The sequence below is a fragment of the Marinovum sedimenti genome (genome assembly GCF_054052205.1).
On sequence record NZ_CM133223.1, the window covers coordinates 3,270,907 to 3,297,137 of the forward strand.

At 61.8% G+C, this 26,231-nt stretch carries 22 protein-coding genes; 17 read left to right on the forward strand and 5 right to left on the reverse strand.

All coding sequences use genetic code 11. The features are described from left to right. Nucleotides 1–13: 13 nt before the first annotated feature. The 5 genes from ACW9UO_RS15695 to ACW9UO_RS15715 all read right to left on the reverse strand — a co-directional run bounded on the left by ACW9UO_RS15695 (nucleotide 14) and on the right by ACW9UO_RS15715 (nucleotide 5,169). Nucleotides 14–1,096, reverse strand: a complete 1,083-nt coding sequence (locus ACW9UO_RS15695; protein WP_457086708.1) for an ABC transporter permease — start codon at nucleotides 1,094–1,096, stop codon at nucleotides 14–16. A 68-nt stretch (nucleotides 1,097–1,164) separates the two neighbouring features. Then, nucleotides 1,165–2,529, reverse strand: a complete 1,365-nt coding sequence (locus tag ACW9UO_RS15700; RefSeq protein ID WP_457086709.1) for a CmpA/NrtA family ABC transporter substrate-binding protein — start codon at nucleotides 2,527–2,529, stop codon at nucleotides 1,165–1,167. 271 nt (nucleotides 2,530–2,800) lie between these two features. After that, nucleotides 2,801–3,976: a CmpA/NrtA family ABC transporter substrate-binding protein gene (locus tag ACW9UO_RS15705; protein WP_457086710.1), complete on the reverse strand. Its 1,176-nt coding sequence runs from the start codon at nucleotides 3,974–3,976 to the stop codon at nucleotides 2,801–2,803. Then, complete coding sequence (locus tag ACW9UO_RS15710; RefSeq protein WP_457086711.1) at nucleotides 3,973–4,557, reverse strand: ANTAR domain-containing response regulator; 585 nt, start codon at nucleotides 4,555–4,557, stop codon at nucleotides 3,973–3,975. The genes ACW9UO_RS15705 and ACW9UO_RS15710 overlap by 4 nt, the downstream gene beginning before the upstream one ends. A gap of 105 nt (nucleotides 4,558–4,662) precedes the next feature. Continuing rightward, entirely contained in the window at nucleotides 4,663–5,169 is a 507-nt protein-coding gene (locus ACW9UO_RS15715; RefSeq protein ID WP_457086712.1) for a MarR family winged helix-turn-helix transcriptional regulator, read from the reverse strand. Between the two features lie 216 nt (nucleotides 5,170–5,385). On the opposite strand from ACW9UO_RS15715, the gene ectA reads away from it, so the two are divergent. The 17 genes from ectA to ACW9UO_RS15800 all read left to right on the forward strand — a co-directional run bounded on the left by ectA (nucleotide 5,386) and on the right by ACW9UO_RS15800 (nucleotide 26,092). Continuing rightward, nucleotides 5,386–5,919: a diaminobutyrate acetyltransferase gene (gene ectA, locus ACW9UO_RS15720; protein WP_457086713.1), complete on the forward strand. Its 534-nt coding sequence runs from the start codon at nucleotides 5,386–5,388 to the stop codon at nucleotides 5,917–5,919. A gap of 36 nt (nucleotides 5,920–5,955) precedes the next feature. Continuing rightward, entirely contained in the window at nucleotides 5,956–7,254 is a 1,299-nt protein-coding gene (ectB, locus tag ACW9UO_RS15725; protein ID WP_457086714.1) for a diaminobutyrate--2-oxoglutarate transaminase, read from the forward strand. A gap of 5 nt (nucleotides 7,255–7,259) precedes the next feature. Continuing rightward, nucleotides 7,260–7,664, forward strand: a complete 405-nt coding sequence (locus ACW9UO_RS15730; protein ID WP_457086715.1) for an ectoine synthase — start codon at nucleotides 7,260–7,262, stop codon at nucleotides 7,662–7,664. Beyond that, nucleotides 7,661–9,085, forward strand: a complete 1,425-nt coding sequence (locus ACW9UO_RS15735; RefSeq protein ID WP_457086716.1) for an aspartate kinase — start codon at nucleotides 7,661–7,663, stop codon at nucleotides 9,083–9,085. Before ACW9UO_RS15730 ends, ACW9UO_RS15735 begins: the two co-directional genes overlap by 4 nt. 147 nt (nucleotides 9,086–9,232) lie before the next feature. After that, nucleotides 9,233–10,159, forward strand: coding sequence for a LysR family transcriptional regulator (locus ACW9UO_RS15740; RefSeq protein ID WP_457086717.1), 927 nt, complete (start codon nucleotides 9,233–9,235; stop codon nucleotides 10,157–10,159). Nucleotides 10,160–10,278: 119 nt separating this feature from the next. Then, entirely contained in the window at nucleotides 10,279–11,280 is a 1,002-nt protein-coding gene (locus tag ACW9UO_RS15745; RefSeq protein WP_457086718.1) for a Bug family tripartite tricarboxylate transporter substrate binding protein, read from the forward strand. A 110-nt stretch (nucleotides 11,281–11,390) separates the two neighbouring features. Continuing rightward, the gene (locus ACW9UO_RS15750; RefSeq protein WP_457086719.1) at nucleotides 11,391–11,957 is read left to right on the forward strand and encodes a tripartite tricarboxylate transporter TctB family protein; all 567 of its coding nucleotides are present in this window, start codon (nucleotides 11,391–11,393) and stop codon (nucleotides 11,955–11,957) included. Further along, nucleotides 11,957–13,471 (forward strand): tripartite tricarboxylate transporter permease, encoded by a 1,515-nt coding sequence (locus ACW9UO_RS15755; protein ID WP_457088675.1) that lies wholly within the window; start codon nucleotides 11,957–11,959, stop codon nucleotides 13,469–13,471. Before ACW9UO_RS15750 ends, ACW9UO_RS15755 begins: the two co-directional genes overlap by 1 nt. Next, nucleotides 13,468–14,310, forward strand: a complete 843-nt coding sequence (locus ACW9UO_RS15760) for a shikimate dehydrogenase family protein (protein ID WP_457086720.1) — start codon at nucleotides 13,468–13,470, stop codon at nucleotides 14,308–14,310. The genes ACW9UO_RS15755 and ACW9UO_RS15760 overlap by 4 nt, the downstream gene beginning before the upstream one ends. Beyond that, a complete protein-coding gene (locus ACW9UO_RS15765) occupies nucleotides 14,307–16,193 on the forward strand; it encodes a bifunctional sugar phosphate isomerase/epimerase/4-hydroxyphenylpyruvate dioxygenase family protein (RefSeq protein ID WP_457086721.1) in 1,887 nt (628 codons plus the stop codon). The genes ACW9UO_RS15760 and ACW9UO_RS15765 overlap by 4 nt, the downstream gene beginning before the upstream one ends. A gap of 98 nt (nucleotides 16,194–16,291) precedes the next feature. Then, nucleotides 16,292–17,071 carry a 3-oxoadipate enol-lactonase gene (gene pcaD / locus ACW9UO_RS15770; protein ID WP_457086722.1) on the forward strand — a complete coding sequence of 260 codons (780 nt, stop codon included), beginning with the start codon at nucleotides 16,292–16,294 and terminating at the stop codon, nucleotides 17,069–17,071. Next, nucleotides 17,068–18,132, forward strand: a complete 1,065-nt coding sequence (locus ACW9UO_RS15775; RefSeq protein WP_457086723.1) for a 3-carboxy-cis,cis-muconate cycloisomerase — start codon at nucleotides 17,068–17,070, stop codon at nucleotides 18,130–18,132. The genes pcaD and ACW9UO_RS15775 overlap by 4 nt, the downstream gene beginning before the upstream one ends. A gap of 356 nt (nucleotides 18,133–18,488) precedes the next feature. Further along, nucleotides 18,489–21,476 carry a GAF domain-containing protein gene (locus ACW9UO_RS15780; RefSeq protein WP_457086724.1) on the forward strand — a complete coding sequence of 996 codons (2,988 nt, stop codon included), beginning with the start codon at nucleotides 18,489–18,491 and terminating at the stop codon, nucleotides 21,474–21,476. Nucleotides 21,477–21,512: 36 nt separating this feature from the next. After that, entirely contained in the window at nucleotides 21,513–21,890 is a 378-nt protein-coding gene (locus ACW9UO_RS15785; protein WP_457086725.1) for a response regulator, read from the forward strand. A gap of 478 nt (nucleotides 21,891–22,368) precedes the next feature. Further along, nucleotides 22,369–23,094 (forward strand): ribonuclease activity regulator RraA, encoded by a 726-nt coding sequence (locus ACW9UO_RS15790; RefSeq protein WP_457086726.1) that lies wholly within the window; start codon nucleotides 22,369–22,371, stop codon nucleotides 23,092–23,094. Nucleotides 23,095–23,096: 2 nt separating this feature from the next. Further along, nucleotides 23,097–24,617 carry an aldehyde dehydrogenase (NADP(+)) gene (locus ACW9UO_RS15795; protein WP_457086727.1) on the forward strand — a complete coding sequence of 507 codons (1,521 nt, stop codon included), beginning with the start codon at nucleotides 23,097–23,099 and terminating at the stop codon, nucleotides 24,615–24,617. Nucleotides 24,618–25,126: 509 nt separating this feature from the next. Next, nucleotides 25,127–26,092 (forward strand): Bug family tripartite tricarboxylate transporter substrate binding protein, encoded by a 966-nt coding sequence (locus ACW9UO_RS15800; protein WP_457086728.1) that lies wholly within the window; start codon nucleotides 25,127–25,129, stop codon nucleotides 26,090–26,092. The last annotated feature ends 139 nt before the right edge of the window (nucleotides 26,093–26,231 follow it).

A 26,231-nucleotide genomic window follows, 5' to 3' on the forward strand; every position in this document is an offset into this window, starting at 1 on the left:
GCTTGGGCGCGGATCAGCGATTGTTCGAGAATGTGAAAAGCGATTGCAGCGCGAACATCACCCGGTCGAGCAGGAAGCCGATGATGCCAACGGTCAGCACTGCGACCATGATCTTGGCGAGGCTCGAGGAGCTGCCGTTCTGGAACTCATCCCAGACGAATTTGCCAAGACCGGGATTCTGCGCCAGCATCTCAGCGGCGATCAGCACCATCCAGCCAACCCCGAGCGACAGGCGCAACCCGGTGAAAATCAGCGGCAGGGCAGAGGGCAGAACCAGCTTGGTGATCTTGGTCCAGGTGTTCATTTTCAGAACTTTGGAGACGTTGATCAGGTCTTTGTCGATGCTCGCCACGCCGAGGCCGGTGTTGATCAGGGTGGGCCAGAGCGAACAGAGCGTGACGGTGATGGCCGAGATCAGGAAGCTCTTGGAAAACATGCCGTCGTTGGTGGCGTAAACCGCCGAGACGATCATGGTGACAATCGGCAACCAGGCCAGCGGCGACACCGGCTTGAAGATCTGCACCAGCGGGTTGATCGCGGCGTTTGCGGTGGGCGACAGGCCAGCAGCGATGCCCAAAGGCACGGCAACGGCGGTGGCAATCACAAAGCCAAAGAACACGGTTTTGATCGAGGTCCAGATTTGCTGATAATACGACGGCGCGCCGGTATAGGCGACGTTCTTAACGTCCTCGGGGCGCCCCGCAGCAATCATCTTTTCATTGCGCGCGGCCACCATGGTTTCGAATTTGTCGCGCTTGGCGGCCTTGGCGATGGCGTCTTCGTGCAGGTTGACGGCCTCGACCCAGACTTCCGCCGGGCCGGGCACGGCCCCCAGCGAGGTTTGCACCTTGGGCGCCATTGTGGCCCAAAGCATCAGGAAGGCGGCGATGGCGATCAGCGGCACCACCAGCAGACGCCAGATTTCCTTCATCTGCGCTTTGGGGTTGTCACCTGCGGCGGCTTTCAATACCGGGGTCGCCCAGCTGAGGCCCAGCACCTGAAACCATTTGTCGGCGGTGTTGATGCGGGTGAAAAGCCGGGCTTTGCGGGCCTCGCGGGCTTCGGCGGCGGTGAAATCGGGATCGACGGTTGTCATCTGATCTTCCTCTGAGGAGTGTGGTGGAGGCCCCGGAGCGCTGTCCGGGGTCTCTGCCTAAGCTTCGGTCAGCCTTTGACGTCGGTGCCGACGACGGTTTGCGCGCCCTTCAGGCCGATGGGCAGGCTGTCGAGATAGGCGTTGGGGGATTTGCCGTCATAGCCGATGCCATCGATGATATCGCCCGCCGGGGTCGGGGCTTTGTAGCCATCGCTGTCCCAGGGGAAGTCGGCCTCATTTGCCAGACCGTCGTCGACCAGAAGCCGCGCGGCTTCGAGATAGATCGCGGGTTTATAAACCGACTTAGCGACCTCATCGTACCAGCTGTCCGACTTCGGCTCGGAAATCTGGCCCCAGCGGCGCATCTGGGTCAGATACCAGATCGCATCGGAATAGAACGGGTAGGTGGCGTTGTAGCGGAAGAAGACGTTGAAATCGGGAACCTCGCGTTTGTCGCCTTTTTCGTACTCAAACGTGCCGGTCATCGAGGCCGCAATCACCTCGGGGTCGGCCCCGACGTATTCTGGCTTGCTCAGGATTTCGACCGCTTCCATCCGGTTGGCATTGTCATTCTCGTCAAGCCACTGTGCCGCGCGGATCAGCGCCTTGGTCACGGCGAGGGTGGTGTTGGGGTACTCTTCGGCAAAGTCGTTGGTGATGCCGAACACCTTTTCGGGGTTGTTCTTCCACAGCTCATAATCGGTGATCACTGGCACGCCGATGCCTTTGACCACGGCCTGCTGGTTCCACGGTTCACCCACGGAATAGCCATAGATCGTGCCGGCCTCCAAAGTCGCAGGCATCTGCGGCGGCGGTGTCACCGAAAGCAGCACGTCCGCACCGATCTGGCCGGTGATGTTTTCGGGGCTGTAATATCCGGGGTGCAGGCCGCCGGCGGCGAGCCAGTAACGCAACTCGTAGTTGTGGGTTGAGACCGGGAACACCATGCCCATGTTGAACGGCTTGCCGTCGTTTTTGTAGGCTTCAACCACCGGCGCCAGCGCGGCAGCGGAAATCGGGTGGATCGGCTTGCCCTCGGCATCGGCGGGGATATTCGGCTTCATCTGGTCCCAGATTTCGTTCGACACGGTGATGCCGTTGCCGTTCAGATCCATCGAAAACGGCGTGATAATATGCGCCTCGGTGCCAAAACCGATGGTCGCCGCCAGCGGCTGACCGGCCAGCATATGCGCGCCGTCAAGCTGTCCGCCAATCACACCGTCGAGCAGAACTTTCCAGTTGGCCTGCGCTTCGAGCGTTACAAACAAGCCCTCATCAAGGAAATACCCCTGTTCATAGGCCACCGCGAGCGGCGCCATATCGGTCAGTTTGATAAAGCCGAAGGTCAGTTCATCCTTTTCAAGATTCAGTTCCGCCAGCGCCGGGCTGGTGAGCGCTGTACAGGTGGCAAGGCCGAGAAGGAGGGTCTTCATGGGGGTATCCCTTAGATCTGCGCCCGGGAGGAGAGGGTCCGAGCAAAAACAAAAAAGCCGCTGACGCACTCCGCATATGTGCAGAGGGTCGAGCGGCTTTGCTCATGGTCCCCGCTGCATTGGGGGAGAATTTCGACAGCGAACGCCATTGCTCGCCGATGTCTCTTTTATGACGCAGCACCCCTTAGGCGTGCAAAGGCTAGATTGGGAAAGGCGGCGATTATTCTGCGATGCAGCGCGATCATTGCTGCGACTGCACAATAAATGGGCGTCAGCTTAGGTCGGGGTCAAAAATCCGGCCATCGAAAAACCCGTCAGGCGACAGAATCAGGTGGCCGCGCTCTGCCGAAACCGCCGTTTGTGTGCGCACTCCGCCCTCGATCCGCGACGATGCGATGGGCAGCGTGGCGGGCAGATCGGCCAAGGCGGCGCGATGCAAATCGGCGCGAAACACCTGCGCGGCGCTGGCCTTGGCTTGCCCCCGGTCAAGCCCGGTGCGGGCCGCAAGTTGCAGCCCGATCCATTCGGCCTGTGACCGCCAGGGAAAGGTGGCGGCGGATTTGTGAAACTCGACAAAGGCCGGAACGCTGCGCTCTTCGCCGCGCTGCGAAATCACCAGCCGACCCGACAGCGCCCGCTCCAGCAGATCGGGCGCAATGTTGAGGAAATCGGGCCGCGACAGGATCTCGGCGGTCAGGCTGTGCGAGGCGCTGTCCGCCAGCCAACGCCCGGCGCGCCAGACGGCACGTATCAAGCGGCCCAACAGAACGCCCTCGGCCTCGGCCCAATCGTTGCGCACGGCCAGCACCTTTTCCGGCGCAAAGCCCCAGATTGCCGAGCAGGGCAGCAAGAGCTCGCCCATGCCACGCTCGACCGCCTGACTGCCCCAGGGTTCGCCGACGCAGAAGGCATCAATCTCGCCCGCGCGCATCGCATCGCCCATCAGCGGCGGCGGGATCGAGCGGATGTGGATCGATTGCGGCGCAGGCAGGCCCAGCGCCGAGAGCCAGTAATACACCAGCTCGGCATGCATCGAAAACGGGAAGGGCACGCCAATGCGCAGCGCCTTACCCGCCACCTGGATCAGCGATTTCCCCGCCGAATGCGCGTCGGAAAAGCCGAAATCATGCCCGGCGTCGCGCAGTTGCGCCGCCAGATCGCGGCTGACCCCGATCACATTGCCATTGACCGACAGCACCGACACCGCCGACAGCGCCGCGCCGGAACCGCCCAGCCCCAGCGCGCTGGCCACCGGCACCGGCGATAACATATGTGCCGCGTGCACCTGACCAAAGCTGAGCATATCGCGCAGCGACGACCACGACGGCGCGCGCCGCAAATCCAGCGCAATGCCCTCTTCGGCGGCAAATCCCATTTCCTGCGCAATGATCAGCGGGGCGGCATCCACCAATGGGATGAAGCCGACCGACAAGGTTGTCGCGTTCATGACAGCAGCCCCGCCGTGGTGACCAAAGCCTGCGCCACATCGGCCACGCGCTTGCCCTGGTCCATCGCGGTCTTGCGCAGCAGGGCATAGGCTTCGTCTTCGCCAATGCCGCGCGCCTTGATCAGAATGCCCTTGGCGCGGTCGATCACCTTGCGCTCTTCAAGCGCGCGTTTTGTTTCGGCCAGTTCGGTGCGCATCCGTTGGAACATGCGAAACCGGGTGATGGCGGCGTCGAGCACCGGCTTGATGCGCTGCGCTTGCAGGCCGTCGACCACATAGGCCGAGACCCCGGCCTCGATTGCGGCGGTCGACATACCGTCGGGCGATTTGTCGACAAACATCATCACCGGGCGGTCCTGCGGGCCAGAGGCCAGCGCCAATTCTTCCAAGGTATCGCGCGAAGGGTTTTCGACGTCGATCAACACCACATCGGGCTGGCGCGCCTGAATTTGGCGGGCAAGGCTGGTGGCCTCGGCAATGACCTGAATATCGTAATCCCCGGCCGCGCGCAGGCTGTCGACGATCAGCAACGCACGGTCGCGGTCGGCTTCGACAATGGTGATGGAAAGCGGGCGGGTCATCTGTGCAGATGTGCGCGCAGCCGTGGCAATGTAAATGAAAAGCGCGCGAAATCAGAGCGCCGCAGTGCTCAATGCCTGATTTTTACGCAACACTTGAGGGCGCGCTCAGCTTTGGCCGGTTTCCGAGCGGATGTCGCCGAAGGTCAGCACCGGCGCGGCATCGATATCGCGGGCGTCGAGCATCGCGGCCACCCGTTCAAGCGAGGCGATCAACTGCGCCTGCTCCCAGTCCATCAGCTTGGCGAAGGACTGGACAAACCGCTGTTGCAGCGCATCGGGCGAGGTTTCGACGGCGGCGCGCCCGGCATCGGTGATAATGACATCGGTCTGGCGCCGGTCAGTGACCGAGCGGTGCCGCATCACCATCGCGCGCGCCACAAGTTTGTCGACCAGCGCGGTCACGGTGGCCTGGCTCACCCCCATCTGCGTTGCCAGCGCCTTGGGCGTGATGCCAAGCGCATCCTTGCCCGCCACGATCTGAAGCACCCGAAGCTGCGCCGAGGACAGCCCCGCCGCCTGCGCCAAAGAGCGTTCGTAAAGCTCCGTCGCCCGCAGGATGCGGCGCAGAGCAATCAGGCTCTGATCAATGCGAGTGTCGTCGGAACGCGTCATTTCAGCAGTTTGCCACGATTTATGCAGTGCAATCAACGCTTTGATCCTCAAATCAATTAACTTAGCCTTGCTAAGGAGTTATTTCGGGGTTTTCCAGTAATAAACGGCAGTAATGCGCTGAAACGCCGCTATGAGCGTATATTTTGCTTTGAGTGTTGAAATGAATGGGGGGGAGTGTTAGTTCGAGACCTGAAGGAAATAATGAGGCCACAGTCTATGCCCGAGAGCAAAGAAAACACTCGAACGCCTACGCCCTGTCTGCGTAAACCAGAAGCGACGGATGGGGCCGCTATATGGGAGTTGGTCCGCAACAGCGCGCCGCTCGATGAAAATTCGATGTACTGCAACCTGATTCAGGCTGATCACTTCCGCGACACATGTGTCCTGGCAGAGATCGACGGTGAGGTTGTCGGCTGGATTTCGGGTCATCTGATCCCGAACCAGAATGCTTTCTTTGTGTGGCAGGTGGCTGTCAGCCCCGCCGCGCGCGGGCTTGGCCTTGGCCGCAAGATGCTCACCCACCTCGTTGAGCGTGAAAACTGCGCCGAGGCGGACGAGCTGAAAACCACAATCACCAAGGACAACGCTGCGTCCTGGGGGCTGTTCCGCAGCTTCGCCCGCTCTATCGGCGGCGACATCTCGGATGAGCCTCACTTCAAGCGCGATGCGCACTTTGACGGCCAGCACGCCACCGAACACATGGTGACGATCGAGCTGCCCGAGAAGCCCAAGCTGCTGCGCGCTGCCTGAACCCATTCAAATTACAAGTTTCCGAAGGAGGGCCACATGTCTGAGCACATGACCCAAGATATCGCTATTTTCACCCGTCGCGAGAGCGAAGCACGTTCCTATTGCCGTGGCTTTGCCACCACCTTTACCGGTGCCAGCGGTTCGATCATGAAAGACGCCGATGGCCGCGAGTATATCGACTTTCTCGCCGGTTGTTCCTCGCTGAACTATGGTCACAACGACCCTGACATGAAGACCGCGTTGATCGACCACATCGCGGGCGACGGCGTGGCGCACGGGCTTGACCTGCACACCAATGCCAAGGCCGATTTCCTGAACGCGTTCGAGACACATATCCTCGAGCCGCGCGGCATGGACCACAAGCTGATGTTCACCGGCCCGACCGGCGCCAACGCGGTGGAAGCCGCGATCAAACTGGCACGTAAAGTGACTGGCCGCACCAACGTGATTAGCTTCACCAACGGCTTTCACGGTGTGACGCTGGGCGCGCTGGCCGCGACCGGCAACGGCTATCACCGTGGCGGGGCAGGGACCGAGCTGAACGGTGTGACCCGCATGCCGTTTGACGGCTACATGGGCGAAGATTTCGACACCTCGCGCCTGCTCGACAAGATGCTGAACGATGCGTCGTCTGGCATGGACGCCCCGGCGGCGATCATCTTTGAAACCGTGCAGGGCGAGGGCGGTCTGAACGCCGCATCGACCGAATGGATCAAGAAGGTGGCTGACCTCGCGCATGAACACGGCGCGCTGCTGATCATCGACGATGTGCAGGCGGGCTGTGGCCGCACCGGCGGTTTCTTCAGCTTTGAGGAAATGGGCATCACGCCCGACATCATCACCATGGCGAAATCGATCTCGGGCTTTGGCCTGCCGATGGGCCTGGTTCTGGTGCGTCCGCAGCATGATGTGTTTGGCCCCGCCGAGCACAACGGCACCTTCCGTGGCAACAACCACGCCTTTGTCACCGCCCGCGTGGCGATTGAAAAGTTCTGGGCCGATGGCAAATTCGCCGAGGTGCTGAAAACCCGCGAACAGCTGATCATCAGTGGTTTGCAGGCCGTGTCCGACCTGTTTGACGGCGCCTACCTCAAGGGCCGTGGCCTGATGCGCGGTGTTGATGTTGGCTCGGGCGAGCTTGCCGCTGACATCTGCGCGCGTGCGTTTGAGAAGGGTCTTGTGATCGAAACCTCTGGCCCGAATGACGAAGTTGTCAAGGTTCTCGCCCCGCTGACCACGCCGGACGAGACCTTTGCCAAGGGCTTTGGCATCCTGCTCGAAGCCGCGACAGAGTCCGCCGCCGCCCGCGACACCATGAAAATTGCAGCGGAGTAACTGGTATGATTGTCAGAGATTTCAACAAGATCACCAAAACCGAAAGAGACCGTGTTGTCTCGGATGCCAACTGGACCTCGGTGCGGATGCTGCTGGCGGATGATGGCATGGGCTTTTCGTTCCACATCACCTTTCTCAACGAAGGGTCCGAGCACACGTTCGAGTACAAGAACCACTTCGAAAGCGTGTATTGCATGAAGGGCAAAGGCTCGATCACTGATCTGGCCACCGGCGAAACGCATGAGATCGTGCCGGGCGTGATGTATGCGCTCGACAAACACGACCGCCATGTGCTGCGCGCCGAAGAAGAGCTGGTCATGGCCTGCTGCTTCAACCCGCCTGTGACCGGCAACGAGGTCCACCGCGAAGACGGGTCTTATGCCGCGCCGGAGCAATTGGAGACCGCATGACCCATACTGTCGAGAAAATCGGCGGCACGTCGATGTCGCGGCTGGATGAACTGCGCGATACCCTGCTGATCGGTGGCCGGACGGGTGCCGATCTTTACGGGCGGATCTTTGTGGTGTCGGCTTTTGGCGGCATCACTGACCTGCTGCTTGAGCATAAAAAGACCGGTAAGTCAGGCGTCTACGCTGATTTCACCAATGCCGATACCGATCATGGCTGGCACGAGGCGCTTGACCGTGTCGCTGCCGCGATGGTGGCCGCGCATGACAAGGTGCTTGATCACTCCGGTGATCAGGCTCGTGCCGCTGAGTTCGTGCGTGACCGCATCGAAGGCGCGCGCAACTGTCTTATCGATCTGCAACGCCTGTGTTCCTATGGCCACTTCCGGCTCGACTCGCATCTGCTGCAAATCCGCGAGCTGCTGTCTGGCTTGGGCGAGGCGCATTCCGCTTTGGTGGCCACGCTGTTGCTGCAACGCGCGGGTGTAAACGCACGTTTGGTCGATCTGTCGGGCTGGCGCGACGAGGCCGAGATGTCGCTCGAAGAGCGTATCAACTCCGCGCTCGATGGTGTTGATCCTGCGGTCGAAATGCCAATCGTGACCGGCTATGCCCAATGCACCGAAGGGCTGATGCGCGAGTTTGACCGGGGCTATTCCGAAGTGACGTTTTCCAAGCTCGCCGCGCTGACTGGCGCGCGTGAGGCGATCATTCACAAGGAATTTCACCTGTCGTCTGCCGACCCGAAACTGGTTGGCACCGATGCCGTGCGCAAGCTGGGCCGGACCAATTTCGACGTGGCCGATCAGATGTCGAACATGGGGATGGAAGCGATTCACCCCAATGCGGCGAAAACCCTGCGGCAGGCCGAAGTGCCGCTGCGCGTGGCCAATGCCTTTGAGCCCGGCGATCCCGGCACGCTGATCGACGATCAAAAGGCCGAAAGCCCGGCGGTTGAGATGGTCACGGGCCTTGATATCATCGCGCTTGAGGTGTTTGAGCAGGACATGGTTGGGGTCAAAGGTTATGACGCCACGATCCTTGAGGTTCTGACGCGCCACGATGTGCGCATCGTCTCGAAAGTGTCGAACGCCAATACGATCACGCACTTCGTTGATGCCTCGCTGAAAACCATGCGGCGGGTCGAACGCGATGTGGCCAAGCGCTATCCGCAGGCCGAAATCCGGTCGCGCACTCTTGCCATGGCCTCGGTGATTGGCCGTGATCTCAGCGGGTTGTCGGTGCTGACCAAAGGGTTGCAGGCGATTGCCGAGACCGGTCGCGAAACCTTGGGCGCAAGCCAAGGGCCGCGGCATGTGGACACCCAGTTCATCCTTGAGCGTGAGGATCTGAAACCCGCGATCAAGGCACTGCATCAGGTGTTCATCGAAGAGGCGAAAGTGGCCTTTCCAAAAGCCGCCTGACGCCCCCTACATGAAATTCCAAAACGGGCCCGCAGTCTCTGCGCGGCCCGTTTTTCTTTGCCTGCCAGCCCGAGAGGGATTTAACCTAAGATGCCCGTTCTTGCCTTTGCATAACATCACGTTATCCTGACGGCGGGAGGTGCCACCATGTCCGAAATGACCCTCAGGCAGATCGAAGTGATCCGCGCGGTGATGATGACCGGCACGATCAGCGGCGCGGCCGAGATGTTGAACGTTTCGGCCCCCGGCATCAGCCGCCTTGTCAAACACACCGAGGAATCGCTGGGCATCCGGCTGTTTGAACGCAAGGCCGGGCTGTTCATTCCCTCGGTCGAGGCCAGCGCCGTGTTTGTGCAGGTGCGCGAGGTTTATAAAGGCGTTGCCAACCTGCAATCGGCGGTGGGGGCGTTGCAAAAGGGCGATGACGTGCGGCTGGCCTTTGCCGCCGGGCCGTCCATTGCCCAGTTCATCGCGGCGCGTGCGCTCAAACGGGTGCGGGCGCAGTACACCGACCTTTACATTGATCTCAACATTCTCAAAATCGAAGAGACCGTGGACTATCTGTTGCTGGAGCGCGGCGAATTTGTGGTGATGTCTTCCGAGGTGGAAAACGCTGCCATCGAGAATGAGCAAATTGCCGAGGGTCGGTTGGTGGTGATCCTGCCCGAGGGCCATGTTCTGGCCGACAAACGCGACATCTCGGTGCATGATTTGACCGACCATCCGTTGATCGGGGTCGAGCCCTCCGACCCTTACGGCGCGCTGATGGCGCAACCCTTTGTTGATGCCGGTCTGCCGGTCGAACACGCGATGCGCGGACGGTTTGCGCAGACGGTTGTCAGCCTCGTGCGGCACGGGCTTGGCGTCGCGGTGATTGATGAGTTTTCGGTGGCCGAGGTCTATATGCCGGGGCTGGTGCGCCGGCCGCTGCGCGAGGCGGCTTCGGTCAAATCCTTTGTGGCGCGCAAAAAGGGGCGGGTGCTGTCGGGGTTTGCCGAATACGCCATCCGCCAATTTCGCCGTGAACTGAGCCAAGCTGTTGCGGCTGGGCCGGGATTGCGCAGCCCGGATTAACATCAGGTTATCCTGATGGCATTTTAAGCATTCGACGTTAAGCGTCAGTTCTGGCAAGTTGCCAGTGTCACGGGCCGATACGAACCGGCCCAACGTTTCGACATCTAGGGAGGATACCAATGAAACGAGCACTTTTTGGCGCGCTTGGCGCGATTGCACTGACGGCCACAGCCGCGGTTGCCGAGTACCCTGAAAAAGAAATCCAAGGCATCATCCAGTGGGGGGCCGGTGGCTCGACCGATACGGTGATGCGGTCGGTTACGCCGCATGCAGAAGAGATCTTGGGCGGCACGGTCGTCATGCAGAACATGACCGGTGCGGTTGGCGCAATTGCGCTGAACCACGTCGCAGGGGCCAAGGCCGATGGCTATACCGTGCTGATGGGCGCGGAAAACCCGATGCTGTACAAGATCATGGGCCTGGGCGACAAAGACTATGGCGAATTCACTCCGATCTCGCTGCTTGCGCGCGGTACGCCGATCCTTGTGGCCAACACCGATGCGCCTTTCGACGACTATGCTGGCATGATGGCGCACATCAAGGCCAACCCCGGCGCGCTCCGGTTTGGGGCCACTGGCCCCGGCGGTCTGCCTTCGGTCATCACGGCGATGATCGACACGGTTGAAGGCGGGTTGGACGTGATCGCGGTGCCCTATGATGGCGACGGCCCAGCGCTGACCGGCCTGCAAGGCGGCGCGGTCGACGTGATGCCTGCGGTTCTGGGCGCGGCCATCGAAGGCATCCGCGCCGGCAAGATGAAGCCGCTGGCGATCTTTGACGTGAAGGCGCATGAAACGCTGCCTGACGTGCCGCCTGTCACCGACTTTAACGCGGCCTATGAGACCTATCTGCCGTGGGGGCCGTTCTTTGGCGTCTTTGTTCCCAAGGGCACGCCAGACGATGTGGTCAGCAAGCTCTCAACCGCCTACGGCGAGGCTGTGCAGCATCCTGATTTCGTCACTCTGATGGAGGATCGCGGCTTTACCCTGATGGGCCTGTCCGGTGATGAAGCCTCGGCGTTTCTGACGAAATGGCAACAGGGCACCGCCTGGCTGTTGCAGGACGCGGGCCACACCAAGAACTCGCCCGAAGAGTTCGGCATCGCACGTCCCGGCAACTGATCGCCTGACGCACGGCCAAAGTGCTCCTATCGGGGCACCCGGCGCCGCACTTCCCAACTGGCGAAGCGCGGCGCTTTTTCTTTTCAGCAGGCTATCTTTGGGAGGACGCCATGCAGCATATCGACCCTGAACACCACGACGGCACATCCGATGCCACGCCCGGCGGCGAAGTGGACAAGCGCCGCCCCGGAGAGCTTGTATTTGCGGGCGTGATGCTGGCCGCCAGCCTTGGGTTGCTTTGGAACGCCTACGGCATTTCCGGTTTCGAGGCCCTGTCTGCGCCCGGCACCGTGCCGATGGCGACAACTCTGGTGATGGCGATTGCCGCATTGGTGGTGGTTCTCAAGACCGCGAAACTGCCGCTTGACCGGGCCGAGACTTTGGCGAAAGACATCCTGCCGCTGACGGTCGTGTTCTTTGCCGTCGCGCTGGCACTCTATGGCTTGCTGCTCAAACCGTTGGGCTTTTTGCCGACTTCGGCGGTGTTCCTGATTGCCGCAATCAAATACCTTGGAAAGCGGAGCTGGCTCTGGACGGTGGGCGTGTCATTGGGCAGCCTGATCGCGATCTGGCTGATCTTTCGCATCGTGTTCTCGGTGCTGATGCCCGCAGGTATCCTGCCCGAAGCCGAATTCATTCAATTCTTCCGCAACCTGATCAACGGGGAGGGCGCATGATGGCCACTCTGATGGATTTCCTGACGGTGTTCACCCAGCCGCAATTGCTGCTGCTGGTCGGGCTGGGCACCTTTGCCGGGGTCTATGTCGGCGCGATACCGGGACTGTCGGTAACGATGGCGGTGTCGATCCTGATTTCCTTTACCTTCTCGTGGGATGTCTATCCGGCGATTTCGCTGATGATCGGCATCTATATGGGCGGCGTCTATGGTGGCTCGCGCACCGCGATCCTGCTCAACATTCCCGGCGCGCCCTCGGCGATTGCCACGGCGCTCGACGGCTATCCAATGGCCAAACGCGGCGAAGCGGGCGAGGCCATCGGCGTGACCACGGTGATGAGCTTTATCGGCGGTTTCATCGGCATCGGTGTGCTGGCCCTGGCCGCGCCGCTGGTGTCGGACTTTGCGCTGAAATTCCAGCCGCGCGACTATATGCTGCTGGCCGTGCTCGGCATTCTGCTGGTCGGCTCGCTGTCGCAAGGCTCGCTGGTCAAGGGCATCTTTGCCGGGGCGTTGGGCATCGCCATTGGGGCGGTGGGCCGTGACCCGCTGACCTTTGCCGAACGCTTTACCTTTGATTTCCAAATCCTCGAAGGCGGCATTTCCTTTATCGCGGTGATGATTGGCATGTTCGGCGTCTCTGAGGCGCTGTCGCAGTTGCACCACGTCAACAAGGACGCCGTGCGCCAAAAGATCAACCGCATCGTGCCCTCGCTGGCGACGGTCAAGAAACACCTGCCGCTCAGCGTGCAAACCTCGACCATTGGCGTGGTGATCGGCGCACTTCCCGGCACCGGTGGCGATATCGCGGCGCTGATGGCCTATGACCACGCCAAGCGCGTGACCAAGAACCCCGAGCGCCCGTTTGGCGATGGCGCAATGGAGGGCCTTGTCGCCCCCGAGACCGCCAACAACGCCGCCGTCGGCGGGGCGTTTATCCCGATGATGACGCTGGGCATTCCCGGCGATGCCGTCACCGCGATCATGATTGGCGCGCTGTTCATCCACGGGCTGAACCCCGGCCCGATGCTGATGATCGACCAGCCTGATATGTTCTGGTTTATCGTCGGCGCGCTTGTCACCGCCAACTGCTTTATGCTGCTGTTCGGCCTGACTGGCATCAAGCTGTTCACCAAGATCGTCGAGATGCCGCGCGCCGTGCTGATCCCGCTGATCATGCTGCTTTCCATCGTCGGGGCCTATGCGGTCAACAATTCGATCACCGATGTGTACTGGATGCTTGCCTTCGGCGTCTTTGGCTACTTCATGCGCCATTACGGCTATCCGCTGGGGCCGGTGATCCTTGGGGTGATCCTGTCGCGGCTTCTGGATGACAACTGGCGCCGGGCGATCATTTCGGAACGCGAAGAGCTGGGTCGTTTCTTTGAAGGGGTGGTGACAAGCCCGCTGTCGTTGGTGCTGTTTGTCTCGGTCATCCTGATCTTTGTCAGCCAGACCCCGGTTTGGGCCAAGGCCAAGGCGCGGGTGTTCGGCAAGAAAGGAGCGCGGCAATGAGTGCACAAACCATCAAACTCGGGTTGATTGGCGACAATATCTCGCGCTCCAAATCCCCCCGTTTGCACCGCGAGGCGGGGCGGCTGACCGGCAACACCGTCACCTATGATCGGTTGATCCCCAAGGATATGGGGCTGACCTTTGACGAGGTGTTCCAACAGGCCCAAGACGCCGGGTTTCGCGGCATCAACGTGACCTATCCGTATAAAGAGCTGGTGACTTCCAAGGTCACGGTGAGTGACCCCTTGGTGCGCGCGATCGGGGCGGTGAACACGGTGGTGTTCGCGGCGGAGGGCCCGCAGGGGTTCAACACCGATTACACCGGGTTCATGGCGGCCTACCGCGCGGTGCGCGGCGCGGAAAACCCCGGCACGGTCTGTCTGATTGGCACCGGCGGGGTGGGCAAGGCCGTGGCCTTTGGACTTGTCGCGCTCAAGGCCCGCGCGATCCGCTGCGTCGATCTGGATCCGGCCAAGGCCGAGGCGCTGGCCGCAGCGCTGCGCGCATTGGGCACTGGGATCGAGGTGACGGCAGGCAGCGATGCGATGGCGGCGGCCAAAGGCGCGGACGGCATCATCAATTGCACGCCGCTCGGTATGGTCGGGATCGGCGGTTCGCCTTTGCCCGCGTCCGCCCTGCAAGGCGCGACATGGGTGTTTGACGCAGTGTATACCCCGGTCGAGACGCCGTTTTTGCAAGACGCCGAAGCCGCCGGGCTGGCGATTATCTCGGGGTATGAACTGTTCTTCGGGCAGGGCGTCGACGCGTGGGACATCTTCACCGGCATCCCCCTCGACCACGCCGCATTGCGGAATGCGATCCAAGGGGATCAGATATGAAAACCTCGATTGCCACGGTTTCGATCTCTGGCAACCTGCCGGAAAAGCTCGAAGCGATTGCCGAGGCCGGTTTTGACGGCATCGAGATTTTCGAGCAGGATTTCATCGCCCACGACGGGGCCCCGCGCGAGGTGGGCGATCTGATCCGCTCGATGGGGCTTGAGATCACCCTGTTCCAGCCGTTCCGCGATTTTGAGGGTCTGCCGGACCCGCTGCGCGCCAAGGCGTTCGACCGCGCCGAGCGCAAGTTTGACCTGATGCAGGAACTCGGCACCGATCTGGTGCTGGTCTGCTCGACTGTGCATCCGCAGGCGCTGGGCGGCATTGACCGCGCGGCGGCGGATTTTCACGCGTTGGGCGAACGCGCCGCTAAACGCGGGCTGCGTGTGGGGTTTGAGGCGCTGGCCTGGGGGCGGCACGTCAACGATCATCGCGATGCCTGGGAGGTGGTGCGCCGCGCCGATCACAGCCATGTCGGTCTGATCCTCGACAGTTTTCACACCCTCAGCCGTGGCATTGATCCCGAGACCATAAGGCGCATTCCCGGCGACAAGATCTTTTTCGTGCAACTGGCCGATGCGCCGCGCATCGACATGGATCTGCTCTATTGGTCACGCCACTTTCGCAACATGCCGGGCGAGGGCGATCTGGCGGTGACGGATTTCATGCGCGCGGTGATGGCGACGGGCTATAGCGGCCCGGTCAGTCTTGAGATTTTCAACGATCAGTTCCGCTCTGGCCCGCCGCGCACCATCGCCAAGGATGGCCATCGCTCGCTTGTGGCGCTGATGGACGATGTGCGCCGGGCCGAGCCGAACGTGGCCGCAGACCTGCCCGATATGCCGGCGCGCGCGGCGGTTGACGGCGTGTCTTTCGTTGAATTCGCCGCGCGCGGGGCCGAGGCAGATACGCTGGAGACCCTGTTGAAAACGCTGGGGTTTCAGCGGTCTGGCAGCCATATCGCCAAGCAGCTCTCGCTTTGGACCCAAGGCGACATTCGCATCGTGGTGAACCGCGAAACCAAAGGCTACGCCAGCAGCGCCTACACCATGCATGGCACCACGGTTTGCGACATCGGCCTTTCGGTTAGTTCGGCCGAGGATACCGTCGCGCGGGCCAGTGCCCTGGGCGCCAAGCCGTTTGCCCAGCCCATCGGCCCCGGCGAGCTCAACATCCCGGCGATCCGCGGTCTTAGCGGTAGCGTGTTGCATTTTATCGAAGAGGCCAGCGGGCTGGATGATGTCTGGACAGTCGAATTCACCGCGCAAGGCAGCGATGACCCCGGCGCGGGATTGAAGCGGATCGACCATCTGGCGCAGACCATGAGTTATGACGAAATGCTCAGTTGGTCGTTGTTTTACACCTCGCTGTTCCAGATGCAGAAATCGCCGATGGTGGATGTGATCGACCCCGACGGGCTGGTACGCAGTCAGGCGCTTGATACCGGCGACGGGCGGTTTCGCATCACCCTGAACGGCGCGGAATCGCACCGCACCTTGGCGGGCAATTTCCTGGCAGACAGTTTCGGGGCCTCGGTGCAGCATATCGCGCTGGCCACCGATGACATCTTTGCCACCTCTGATGAATTGGCGCGGCGCGGTTTCAAACCCTTGCCGATGTCAGACAATTACTACGCCGATCTGATGGCCCGGTTTGATCTTGAGGACGAGTTGTTGGCCCGCCTCAAGGCCGGAAATATCCTGTATGACGAGGATTCCGAGGGGTCTTTCCTGCAAGTCTATTCGCGCCCCTACGCCGGTGGCATGTTCTTTGAAATCGTCGAGCGGCGGGGCGGGTATCAAGGCTATGGCGGCCCCAATGCGCCGTTCCGGATTGCCGCGCAAAAACGCCTGATGCGGCCCAAGGGGATGCCGACGCAGTGACATATACTTTTCCGGCGTCGACGGCGTTGCTGCATTGAACGACCGGGGCGGAGGTGCGATGACTTACCCCAAATGGACAGAACGATGAGGGCATACCCATGCAATTTCTGACTTTTGACGACAGCACGCTGCATTATCGCTATCAGACAGGGCAGGGCACGCCGATTGTTCTGCTCAATTCGCTTGGCACCGATCTGCGGATCTGGGACGGCGTGATTGATCGGTTGGAGCTGGGCACCCCGGTGCTTGGCCTCGACAAACGCGGGCATGGCCTGTCGGATGGTGAGCCGATCTCGATGGACTTGCTGGTGGCGGATGTGGCCGCGCTGATGGATCATCTCGGGCTGCAAAAGGCGCTGATCTGCGGCGTGTCGGTTGGCGGGCTGATCGCGCAGGGGCTGGCGCAGGCGCGGCCTGACCTTGTTTCGGGCCTTGTCCTGTGTTGCACCGGGGCCAAGATTGGCGACGATGACACTTGGAATGCGCGGATCGATGCGGTTGCGACGGGTGGGATTGCCGGGATGTCTGAGGCCATTCTGGAACGCTGGTTCAGCGCCGGATTTCGCAGCGGTCGCACCGCCGAATTGTCAGGCTATCGCAACATGTTGGTGCGCACCTCGGCGGATGGCTATGCGGCCGTCTGCGCCGCGATCCGCGACACCGATTTCACCGCATCAAGCCACGCCATTCAGGTGCCGACGTATTGCATTGCCGGCTCTGAGGATCTCGCCACGCCGCCCGCATTGGTGCAGGCGCTGGCCGGGATCATCCCCGGCGCGACCTATGAGGTGATCGAGGGTTGCGGCCACCTGCCGTGCATCGAAAACCCCGACAGGGTGGCCGCGCCGATCCGCGAGATGTGGAAGAGTTTGGCATGATCGGCGTCTCTGATCACCCGTGGCTTGGCGGGCTGTTTGGCGATGCCGAGGCCGCGGCGATCTGGTCGCCACAGCGGCAACTCGAACACATGATCGCGTTTGAGGCGGCTTATACCCGCGCGCTGGGGCAGGTGGGTTTGGTGCCCGAGGACGTAGCCAAGGACGTGGCACAGCGGATCGCGGCCTTCCGCCCCGATCTTGACGATCTGCGCGCGGGAACGGCCCGCGATGGCCTGCCGGTGCCGGCCTTGGTGGCACAGCTCAAGACGATGGCGGATGTGCCGCCCAAGGCAGTCCATGCCGGGGCCACATCGCAGGATGTGATCGACACCGCGCTGACGCTTACGCTGGCCGAATTCAACCCGCTGGTGCAGGCGCGCCTTGAAGCGTTGAAAGCGGCAATCGCCGACCTGTCGCAGCGCTTTGGCACGAACCCTTTGATGGGCCGCACGCGGATGCAGGCGGCGCTTGAGATCACCGCCGCCGACCGTCTTCGGACCTGGGCACAGCCGCTTGAGGCGCATTTGGCACAGCTTGAGCACATGCGCCCGCGGGTCGAGATTTTGCAGTTCGGCGGCGCTGTTGGCAACCGCGCGGCGGTGCACCCGCACGGCGCGGCGATGGCCGCCGATATGGCCGCGCGCCTTGGTCTGGGCGACAGTGGCACCGTCTGGCACACGGCGCGTGAGGGGCTGGTGGACTACGCCGGGTTGCTGTCGTCGATCAGCGGGTCATTGGGAAAAATGGGTCAGGACATTTGCCTGATGGCGCAGCAAGGCGTTGACGATTTCGCACAGCAGGGCGGTGGCGGATCCTCGGCGATGCCGCACAAACAGAACCCGATCCTTGCCGAAACGCTGGTGACTTTGGCGCGGTTTAACGCGACGCAGATCGGCGCCATGCATCACGCGCTGGTGCATGAACAAGAGCGCTCTGGCGTGGCTTGGGCCTTGGAATGGATGATCCTGCCGCAGATGGCTATGGCGACGGCCCGAGGCCTGGGCGTGGCGCAAACGCTGTGCAGCGTGACATCGCGTATTGGGCGAGCGGGCGAAAGCTAAGCTACTGAAGTGGTACGGCATTTGCCCGCTGGTGCTGCGCGGGATGGCGGCTGTGACAGGCCCATGCCAGCGCAGCAGCAAGGGGCCGGACACTGGCTTGGCATTTGCATTGCGGGTGTTTTCACCGGTGAGCGAACTTAGAAGTTAAAACTTGGTTGAAACGTCCCATGGTCCCGCTAATTAATCATGCGCGGGCCTGCAAAGCGGCGCGCGGCGGATGCACGCGGACGATGGGACGCTGGCATACCCTGCGGCGCGGTTTTGATGGCGATGCGGATCGGGTGTGAAACACTGGGTGTGAAATACTGGGTGGGAATACTGGGCACAAAATACTGTGCACGAACAAGGGGACGGCCATGTCATCTTATGCTGACGAAGCGATGACGTTGTACTTGGGGCAGGGCGCGCTCGGGGTGCTGATGCGAAGCCGTGACTGGCAGAGCCATCCCTTGGGCCGCCCAAGCGACTGGCCGCAAAGCCTTAGGACCGCGCTTCAGGTTATGCTGGCGTCGCCGATGCCAAGCTGGCTGTGCTGGGGGCCCGAGAACTATCTGTTTTACAACGATGCCTGCTGTCCCTTGATCGGCGCGGCACACCCCGAGGCGCTGGCGCAACCGGCACCGCTGCGCATCGCACATCTGTGGGACCAAGTGGCCCCGTCGCTGGCCAAGGTCAGTGCGCAAGGCGAGGCCGCGCGCCTGACCATCGCGGCCCCCTGGGGCGCGGACCCTATCGCCCAAGACACCGCCATGACCCTAAGCCCCATCGCGGATGGCCAAGGCCGCACTGCGGCGGTGCTGTGTACCGTGACCAGCCCGCTGCCCGATCAGGTGCGCGGCAACGGCGTCGACGATTTGCAGGCCTTACAGCACAGGTTGCTGGAACTGACCCTACAAGAGCGCCCTCTGAAGCTGGTTCTGGAAGAGCTGATGCGGGCGGTGCAGAGCTTTATCGGCATGGAGACCGCCTGTTCGCTGCTTCTGACTGATGCAGACGGCGACAAGCTGTTTCACGGCGCGGCGGTCGGTTTGGCCAAGGACTACACCGACGCGATTGACGGGATCGCGGTTGGCCCCGCTGTTGGGTCTTGCGGTACGGCGGCGTACAGCCGCGCGCCGGTGCATGTGGCCGACATCGCGACAGACCCGCTTTGGGCAGAGTTTCGCGATCTGGCCTTGCCGCAGGGCCTGCGCGCCTGCTGGTCACATCCGATCATCGGGGCCAAGGGCAAGGTGCTGGGAACCTTCGCAATCTATCGCCACACGCCGGGCCTGCCCACCCCGCAAGAGGATGACTTCCTTGATCTTGTTGCCCGGATCACGGCGCTGGTTCTGGAGCGTTACGCCGCGCAAGAGGCGCTGAACGATCACCAGCGGCTTCTTGAGACGCTGAACCGCACCGGGGCCGGGGTGGCGGCAGAACTCGATCACACTGCGCTGGTGCAGATGGTGACTGATGCCGGGGTCGAACTGACGGGCGCGCAGTTCGGGGCGTTCTTTTACAACGTCAACGAGGACTCCGGCGAAAGCTATATGCTGTACACCCTGTCGGGCGTCGCGCGCTCGGCCTTTAGCGACTTTCCGATGCCCCGCAACACCCAGGTCTTTGCCCCAACGTTTGCCGGCGATGGCATTGTGCGCTCGGACGATATCCTTACCGATCCGCGCTATGGCCACAACGCCCCGTACAGCGGTATGCCAGAGGGGCATCTTCCGGTGCGCAGCTATCTTGCGGTGCCGGTGATTTCGCGCTCGGGCGAGGTTATGGGCGGGTTGTTCTTTGGTCACGCCGAGCCGGGCCGGTTCTCGGCGCATCACGAAAAGCTTATGGATGGCCTCGCGGGGCAGGCGGCCACGGCGCTCGACAATGCGCATCTGTACAGTTCGGCGCAGCGCGAAATTCAGGAACGCAAGCGGGCCGAAGCCGACCTGTTGAAAACCAAGAACGATCTGGAACTGGCGCAAGAGCGGGTTGAACTGGCCTTGGCCGCCGGGGCGATTGTGGGCACCTGGATCTGGCACATTCCCACCGACAGGGTCACCGCCGACGAACGCTTTGCGCGCGCCTTCGGGCTGGATCTGGACCTGTCGCGCGACGGGTTGCCAATTGCCGAGGTGGCTGCATCGATCCACCCCGAGGATTGGGACCGCGTCAATGGGTTGATCGAAGTCGCGATCAAGGAAGGCAGCACCTACCGGGCGGAATATCGGGCGCGGCATGCCGACGGAACCTATCGCTGGGTCGAGGCCAACGGCTATTGCGAACATGACGCCGACGGGCAGCCGGTTCGGTTTCCCGGCGTGTTGATCGACATCGAACAGCGCCGCCGGATCGAGAGCGATCTCAAGCGGCGCGAGGCCGATCTGGCGCTGTTGCTCGATGCCACGGCGGATGGGTTCTATGCGGTCGACACCGAGGGCTATACCACGCGGTGCAATGCGGCGTTCCTGCGGATGCTTGGCTTTGACAAGGAAAAGGATGTGATCGGCAAGCAGTTGCACGCGATCATTCACCACTCTCACGCCGATGGCAGGCCTTATCCGCACGAAAAATGCCCGATCTATCAAGTCGCCTCAAACGGCGGCATGGCCCATGTCGATGACGAGGTGTTCTATCATACCGATGGCACCTCGTTCCCGGTGGAATACTGGGTCCGTCCGGTTGTTTGGCAGGGCGAGCTGCAGGGGGCCGTTGTCAACATCGTCGACATCAGCGAACGTAAGCGGGCCGAAGAGGCGCGCCAGCTTCTGATGCGCGAGCTCGATCACCGGGTGAAGAACCTGTTTTCGATTACGGCGGGCATGATCAAGATGACCGCCCGCCATGCCGACAGCGTGGAAGAGTTGTCCGGCACGCTCAGCGGTCGGGTGATGGCGCTGGCCCGCGCGCATGAGTTGATCAGCAGTTCAATCTCGGCAGGCCGCAGCCACGATGCGCCAAGCCAGCTTCATAAGCTGATCGAGGTGGTGATGGAGCCGCATGCCAAGGGGCGGGAGCAGGCGCTTGACCTTGCCGGTCCGTCGGTGAACGTCGGCCCCACCGCCACCACAAGCTTTGCGTTGATCCTGCATGAATTGGCGACCAACGCCGCCAAATACGGCGCGCTTTCGGTGCCGGAGGGCAATGTGCAAGTCCATTGGGCAACAGACGGCGAGGCGCTGTCGCTGACGTGGATCGAGACCGGCGGACCCGAGGTGACAGGGCCGCCCCAGCGCACCGGTTTCGGCAGCCAGTTGGCGCGGCTGAGCGCCACCGGCCAGCTTGGCGGGACAATTGATCACGCGTGGAACAAGGGCGGCGTCGAGATCCGGCTGACCGCTTTGTTGGATCGGCTGTCGCAGTAATTCGGCTTGTTTATGTGAAGCAAAGAGAGGTGTGTGATGGCAGAACCGGATCGATTTCTTGACGGCCTCAGGGTCTTGGTGGTGGAAGACGAGCCGTTCATTGCGCTGGATCTGGCCAGCGGTGTCGAGGATGCGGGCGGAACGCCGGTGGGGCCGGCCTCTACCGTGGCGCAGGCTTTGGCGTTGATCGACGCGGGGCTGCCGGATGCGGCGATTGTCGATGCGGATTTGCCTGATGGCGATATTGGCCCGGTGCTGGCCGTGCTCTGCCCCAACGTGCCGGTCGTCGTGCACACCGGCGTCGGCCTTCCCGAACGGTTGAAGCAGGTGCATCCCGACGTGCAGGTCTTTACCAAGCCGACCCCACTGGCGAAACTTGCGGCCCGGCTGACCTCCGAGATTGCGCGCCGCTGACGGGGCGGCTGGCTGGGCGGCTGGCTTGCGGATTGCCAGCGAAAAGCCGCACTCGTTCAGGCAGGAAATCCTGTCGCGCGCGGAATTTATCGCGTCGGGCGGGCAGGGCCGATGGCGCAAGAACTTCGGTTGAACGCTCATAAAACAACGCGCCCCGCGCGGCTGGATTCTGTTACAAAATCACAATTCAGAATGGTTTTTGCCCCCGCCGGGCAAGACCTCACACCCTTATATGTATATATTAGTCATTCAAAATCAGCCTGAAACGACCGTATTTGACCTATTTCACAGATCCAATATTACAAATGTTGACAAATATCTGGCCGAAGTGTAGCACCTACATCAATGTTTTGGGGAGAGACAGGTGGCGCATGACGCTGGGTTTCTGGGCTGGCCGCGTGCCGCCGGGGACCGAGGGGGAAACCGCCACAGCCTGCTTTGCCCACAGCTGCCAGACGTCACACCATAGGAATGAACCATGAACGATTACACCCTGTCTGCCGAAACCCGTGACAAGTTACTCAAGGTGTCCACGGCCTCTGTGGCCACCGCGCTTTATAAGCGGGGCCTGCGCAACCAGTTCGTGCAGGGTGTCACGCCGGTCGAACGCAAATCCACAACCATGGTTGGCCAGGCCTTTACCCTGCGCTACATCCCCGCGCGCGAAGATCGCAACCCGATCACCGTGTTCCGCGACCGCGACCACAAACAGCGCGTCGCCGTTGAAACCTGCCCCGAGGGCCACGTTCTGGTGATGGATGCGCGCAAGGATTCCCGCGCCGCGACCGCCGGTTCGATCCTCGTGACCCGGCTGCAACAGCGCGGCGTTGCCGGTGTGGTGTCGGATGGCGGTGTGCGCGATGCGGCGGGCATTGGTGCGCTCGACATGCCGGCCTATTTCGCCAATCCCTCGGCCCCCACCAACCTCACCCTGCACGAAGCCATCGACATCAACGTGCCGATTTCCTGCGGCGATGCGGCGGTGTTTCCCGGCGACGTGATGCTGGGCGACGGCGATGGCGTCATGGTCATTCCGGCGCATCTGGCCGACGAAATCGCCGACGAATGCACCGAGATGGAGGTCTATGAAGACTTCGTGCTCGACCAGGTGAACGGCGGCGCAGGCATCATTGGGCTGTACCCGGCCACCGACGAAGAGAGCCTTGTGAAATTCAAAGCATGGCGCGAAAAGGCAGGACGTTAATCATGGCTTTCACCCCTCACGGAGATCACCTGATTGCTGGCAAACGTGTCAGCGCAGAGCCTAAATTCTCGTCCGCTCCGGCCAGTGGCACCGCGTTTGACTACTCGGTCGGCTCGCCCGATCTGGTGGCCGAAGCCTGTGCCGCGGCGCACGCGGCGTTCTCCGCCTTTGCCGCCACCACGCGCGAGGAACGCGCGGTTCTGTTGGACACCATCGCCGATGAAATCGACGCGCGTGGCGACCTGATCACCGAAATCGGCACCTCTGAGACCGGTCTTCCCGCCGCACGTCTTCAGGGCGAGCGTGGTCGCACCACCGGCCAATTGCGCCTGTTTGCAACGCATATCCGCGATGGGGCCTATCTGGACCGCCGCCATGACACCGCTTTGCCAGACCGTCAGCCGCTGCCGCGTCCCGATCTGCGGATGATGCAGCGCCCGATTGGCCCGGTTGCGGTCTTTGGCGCCTCAAACTTCCCGCTGGCCTTTTCCACCGCAGGCGGCGACACCGCTGCGGCGCTGGCGGCAGGCTGTCCTGTTGTGGTCAAAGGCCACGGCGCGCACCCCGGCACCGGCGAGATTGTCGGCGACGCCATCGTTGCGGCGCTGGCCAAGCTTGGCATGGACGGCGGTATCTTTAGCCTCGTCCAAGGCGGCACCCGTGCGGTGGGCGAAGCGCTTGTCACCGATCCCCGGATCAAGGCCGTCGGCTTCACCGGGAGCCTGGGCGGCGGGCGCGCGCTGTTTGATCTCTGCGCCAAACGCCCCGAACCGATCCCGTTTTTCGGCGAGCTCGGCAGCGTTAACCCGATGTTCGTTCTGCCCGAGGCCGCTGCGGCACGCGGAGCCGATCTTGGCACCGGTTGGGCTGGCAGCCTGACCATGGGCGTGGGGCAATTCTGTACCAACCCCGGCATCGCGATTGTGGTGGATGGACCGGAGGCGGATGCCTTTGTCGCCGCCGCGAGCGCCGGCCTGAATGCCGTTGCCGCGCAAACCATGCTGACCGATGGCATGGCCGACGCTTACCGCGACGGCGCGCGCCGTGTGTCGGAAGGGGCGGGCGTGAAATCGCTGCTGACCACCGCCTGCGAAGGCCGCTCTGCCGCGCCCTATCTGTTTGAGGTCTCGGCCGATGACTGGATCGGCAACGAAGAGCTTTCGGAAGAGGTGTTTGGCCCGCTGGGTCTGGTGATCCGGGTCAAGGATGCGGCGCAGATGCAGGCCGTGGCCGAAAGCTTTAAAGGCCAGCTGACCGCGACGCTGCAAATGGACGATGGCGACATCGATCTGGCGCGCACCCTGTTGCCGGTGCTGGAAAAGATGGCGGGCCGCGTGCTGGCCAACGGCTTCCCCACCGGGGTCGAAGTGGCCGATACGATGGTGCATGGCGGGCCTTACCCGGCCTCGACCAACTTTGGCGCAACCTCGGTCGGCACGCTGTCGATTCGTCGGTTCCTGCGTCCGGTCTGCTATCAGAACCTGCCCGAAGCGCTTTTGCCTGCGGATCTGCAAGCGGTCTGAGCTTTGACATACCAAACAGCCTGCCGGCCCAGTGTCGGCAGGCTGATCCGCCCGAGCGCAGGGCGATGAGTTTACAACTTTTGCAAAGCGCGCCGGTGTGACGCGCGCAATAAGCTGTTTTTGCGCGCAATATGTTTGATAAGTGAACAAATATGCCGGAAATTAGTGCGTAAATCGCCTTTGCCCGGTTAAATTTGTGTTGATTTGTAAAAATTGGTATTCTAATGTGGCCAAAGCTTCGACGACCTCGCCCCAGCGGCGGAAGTCCGGTGAAGCGACGGGACGAGACTTGAAGGGGAGGAACGTATTGGTCGCATCGAAGGCCCGGGTTGCATGAGTGACCCAAGTACAGGCCAACGCATCCGACCGCATGACGCGACCCCCTCACACTTACGCTGAACGATACCCATGACGCCGAACCGGCAACGCCTAGCTTTGCCGGATCTGTCGACGCATGCACGACGCCAGACTTGTCTGGCACCCGACATCTGTAAAGGAGGAACAGATCCATGTTTTATAAAAGCCTGAAAACCACACTTGGGGTTGCGCTTGGCGCGGCCATCCTTGGCACATCCGTTGCCGCGGCGGATTTCCCGACGCGTGACATTCGCCTGATCGTGCCGTGGCCTGCCGGTGGCGGTGCTGATGCGATTTCGCGCAAAATCAGCAACATCGCCGAGCAAGACCTGCCCAAGTCGATCTATGTGGAAAACATCGCTGGCGCCGTAACAGCCACCGGTCTGATCCAGATGACAAGCGCGCGCCCCGATGGCCACACTGTCGCTGTGATGACCTATGACAGCATCATCACCCTGCCGCGCGGCCAGATGGTGCCGGGCTATTCGCTCGACAACATGAAGCTGATCGCACGCATCACCTCCGAGGCCGACGCCATTGTTGTCTCCAAGCATTCGGGCATCGAAAGCTTTGAAGACCTGGTGGCCCGTGCCAAGGAAAACCCCGGTGAAGTGCGTGTGGGCGTGGCGCCCAAAGGCTCGGGTCCGTATCTGTCGGTGATGCAGCTGGAAAAACTGCTCGACGTTGATTTCAACGTCATCACCTATGCCGGTTCGTCGAGCGCCGAAGCCGAAGCGCTTCTGTCGGGCGAGCTGGATGCTGCGATTTCCAGCCTTGGCGATTTCAGCGGTCTGCTGTCCTCTGGCGATGCCAAAGGCGTGGTCGAGCTGACATCGGTGCAAAACGCGACTTACACCGACGTTCCGACGCTGAAATCCAAAGGTCACGACCTGCAAACCGGCTCTTTCATCGTGCTTGCGGCTCCGGCCAACACACCTGATGATGCGGCTGAGACGCTGGAAGCCACCTTCAAGTCGGCTTACGACAGTGCTGAATTCCAAGACTGGCTGGCACAGATCGGCGTGACCGCCGATTGGCTTGGCTCCGACGAAGTTGGTGCCTGGGTCCAAGGGCTGCAGGACAAGACGTTCTCCCTGATGGACGAACTGGAACTGTAATCGCCCCAGTCGCCCCAGTCGCCCTGCCTGCTGTCCGGTCCCTAGGGCCGGGGGCAAGCCTCGGGTGAAAGACACAGGTTGGGGCCGGAACCGTCACTGACGTCCGGCCCCGATTTCCAATCCCCGACTTCTAAACTTG

Coding starts and splice junctions, on each gene's coding strand:
- ACW9UO_RS15775 (WP_457086723.1), top strand. CDS start 17,068: ATGATCGGCGTCTCTGATCACCCGTGGCTTGGCGGGCTGTTTGGCGAT.
- ACW9UO_RS15780 (WP_457086724.1), top strand. CDS start 18,489: ATGTCATCTTATGCTGACGAAGCGATGACGTTGTACTTGGGGCAGGGC.
- ACW9UO_RS15760 (WP_457086720.1), top strand. CDS start 13,468: ATGAGTGCACAAACCATCAAACTCGGGTTGATTGGCGACAATATCTCG.
- ACW9UO_RS15785 (WP_457086725.1), top strand. CDS start 21,513: ATGGCAGAACCGGATCGATTTCTTGACGGCCTCAGGGTCTTGGTGGTG.
- ACW9UO_RS15705 (WP_457086710.1), bottom strand. CDS start 3,976: ATGAACGCGACAACCTTGTCGGTCGGCTTCATCCCATTGGTGGATGCC.
- ACW9UO_RS15765 (WP_457086721.1), top strand. CDS start 14,307: ATGAAAACCTCGATTGCCACGGTTTCGATCTCTGGCAACCTGCCGGAA.
- ACW9UO_RS15750 (WP_457086719.1), top strand. CDS start 11,391: ATGCAGCATATCGACCCTGAACACCACGACGGCACATCCGATGCCACG.
- ACW9UO_RS15735 (WP_457086716.1), top strand. CDS start 7,661: ATGACCCATACTGTCGAGAAAATCGGCGGCACGTCGATGTCGCGGCTG.
- ACW9UO_RS15730 (WP_457086715.1), top strand. CDS start 7,260: ATGATTGTCAGAGATTTCAACAAGATCACCAAAACCGAAAGAGACCGT.
- pcaD (WP_457086722.1), top strand. CDS start 16,292: ATGCAATTTCTGACTTTTGACGACAGCACGCTGCATTATCGCTATCAG.
- ACW9UO_RS15795 (WP_457086727.1), top strand. CDS start 23,097: ATGGCTTTCACCCCTCACGGAGATCACCTGATTGCTGGCAAACGTGTC.
- ACW9UO_RS15715 (WP_457086712.1), bottom strand. CDS start 5,169: ATGACGCGTTCCGACGACACTCGCATTGATCAGAGCCTGATTGCTCTG.
- ACW9UO_RS15745 (WP_457086718.1), top strand. CDS start 10,279: ATGAAACGAGCACTTTTTGGCGCGCTTGGCGCGATTGCACTGACGGCC.
- ACW9UO_RS15710 (WP_457086711.1), bottom strand. CDS start 4,557: ATGACCCGCCCGCTTTCCATCACCATTGTCGAAGCCGACCGCGACCGT.
- ACW9UO_RS15695 (WP_457086708.1), bottom strand. CDS start 1,096: ATGACAACCGTCGATCCCGATTTCACCGCCGCCGAAGCCCGCGAGGCC.
- ACW9UO_RS15790 (WP_457086726.1), top strand. CDS start 22,369: ATGAACGATTACACCCTGTCTGCCGAAACCCGTGACAAGTTACTCAAG.
- ectA (WP_457086713.1), top strand. CDS start 5,386: ATGCCCGAGAGCAAAGAAAACACTCGAACGCCTACGCCCTGTCTGCGT.
- ACW9UO_RS15700 (WP_457086709.1), bottom strand. CDS start 2,529: ATGAAGACCCTCCTTCTCGGCCTTGCCACCTGTACAGCGCTCACCAGC.
- ACW9UO_RS15755 (WP_457088675.1), top strand. CDS start 11,957: ATGGCCACTCTGATGGATTTCCTGACGGTGTTCACCCAGCCGCAATTG.
- ectB (WP_457086714.1), top strand. CDS start 5,956: ATGTCTGAGCACATGACCCAAGATATCGCTATTTTCACCCGTCGCGAG.
- ACW9UO_RS15800 (WP_457086728.1), top strand. CDS start 25,127: ATGTTTTATAAAAGCCTGAAAACCACACTTGGGGTTGCGCTTGGCGCG.
- ACW9UO_RS15740 (WP_457086717.1), top strand. CDS start 9,233: ATGTCCGAAATGACCCTCAGGCAGATCGAAGTGATCCGCGCGGTGATG.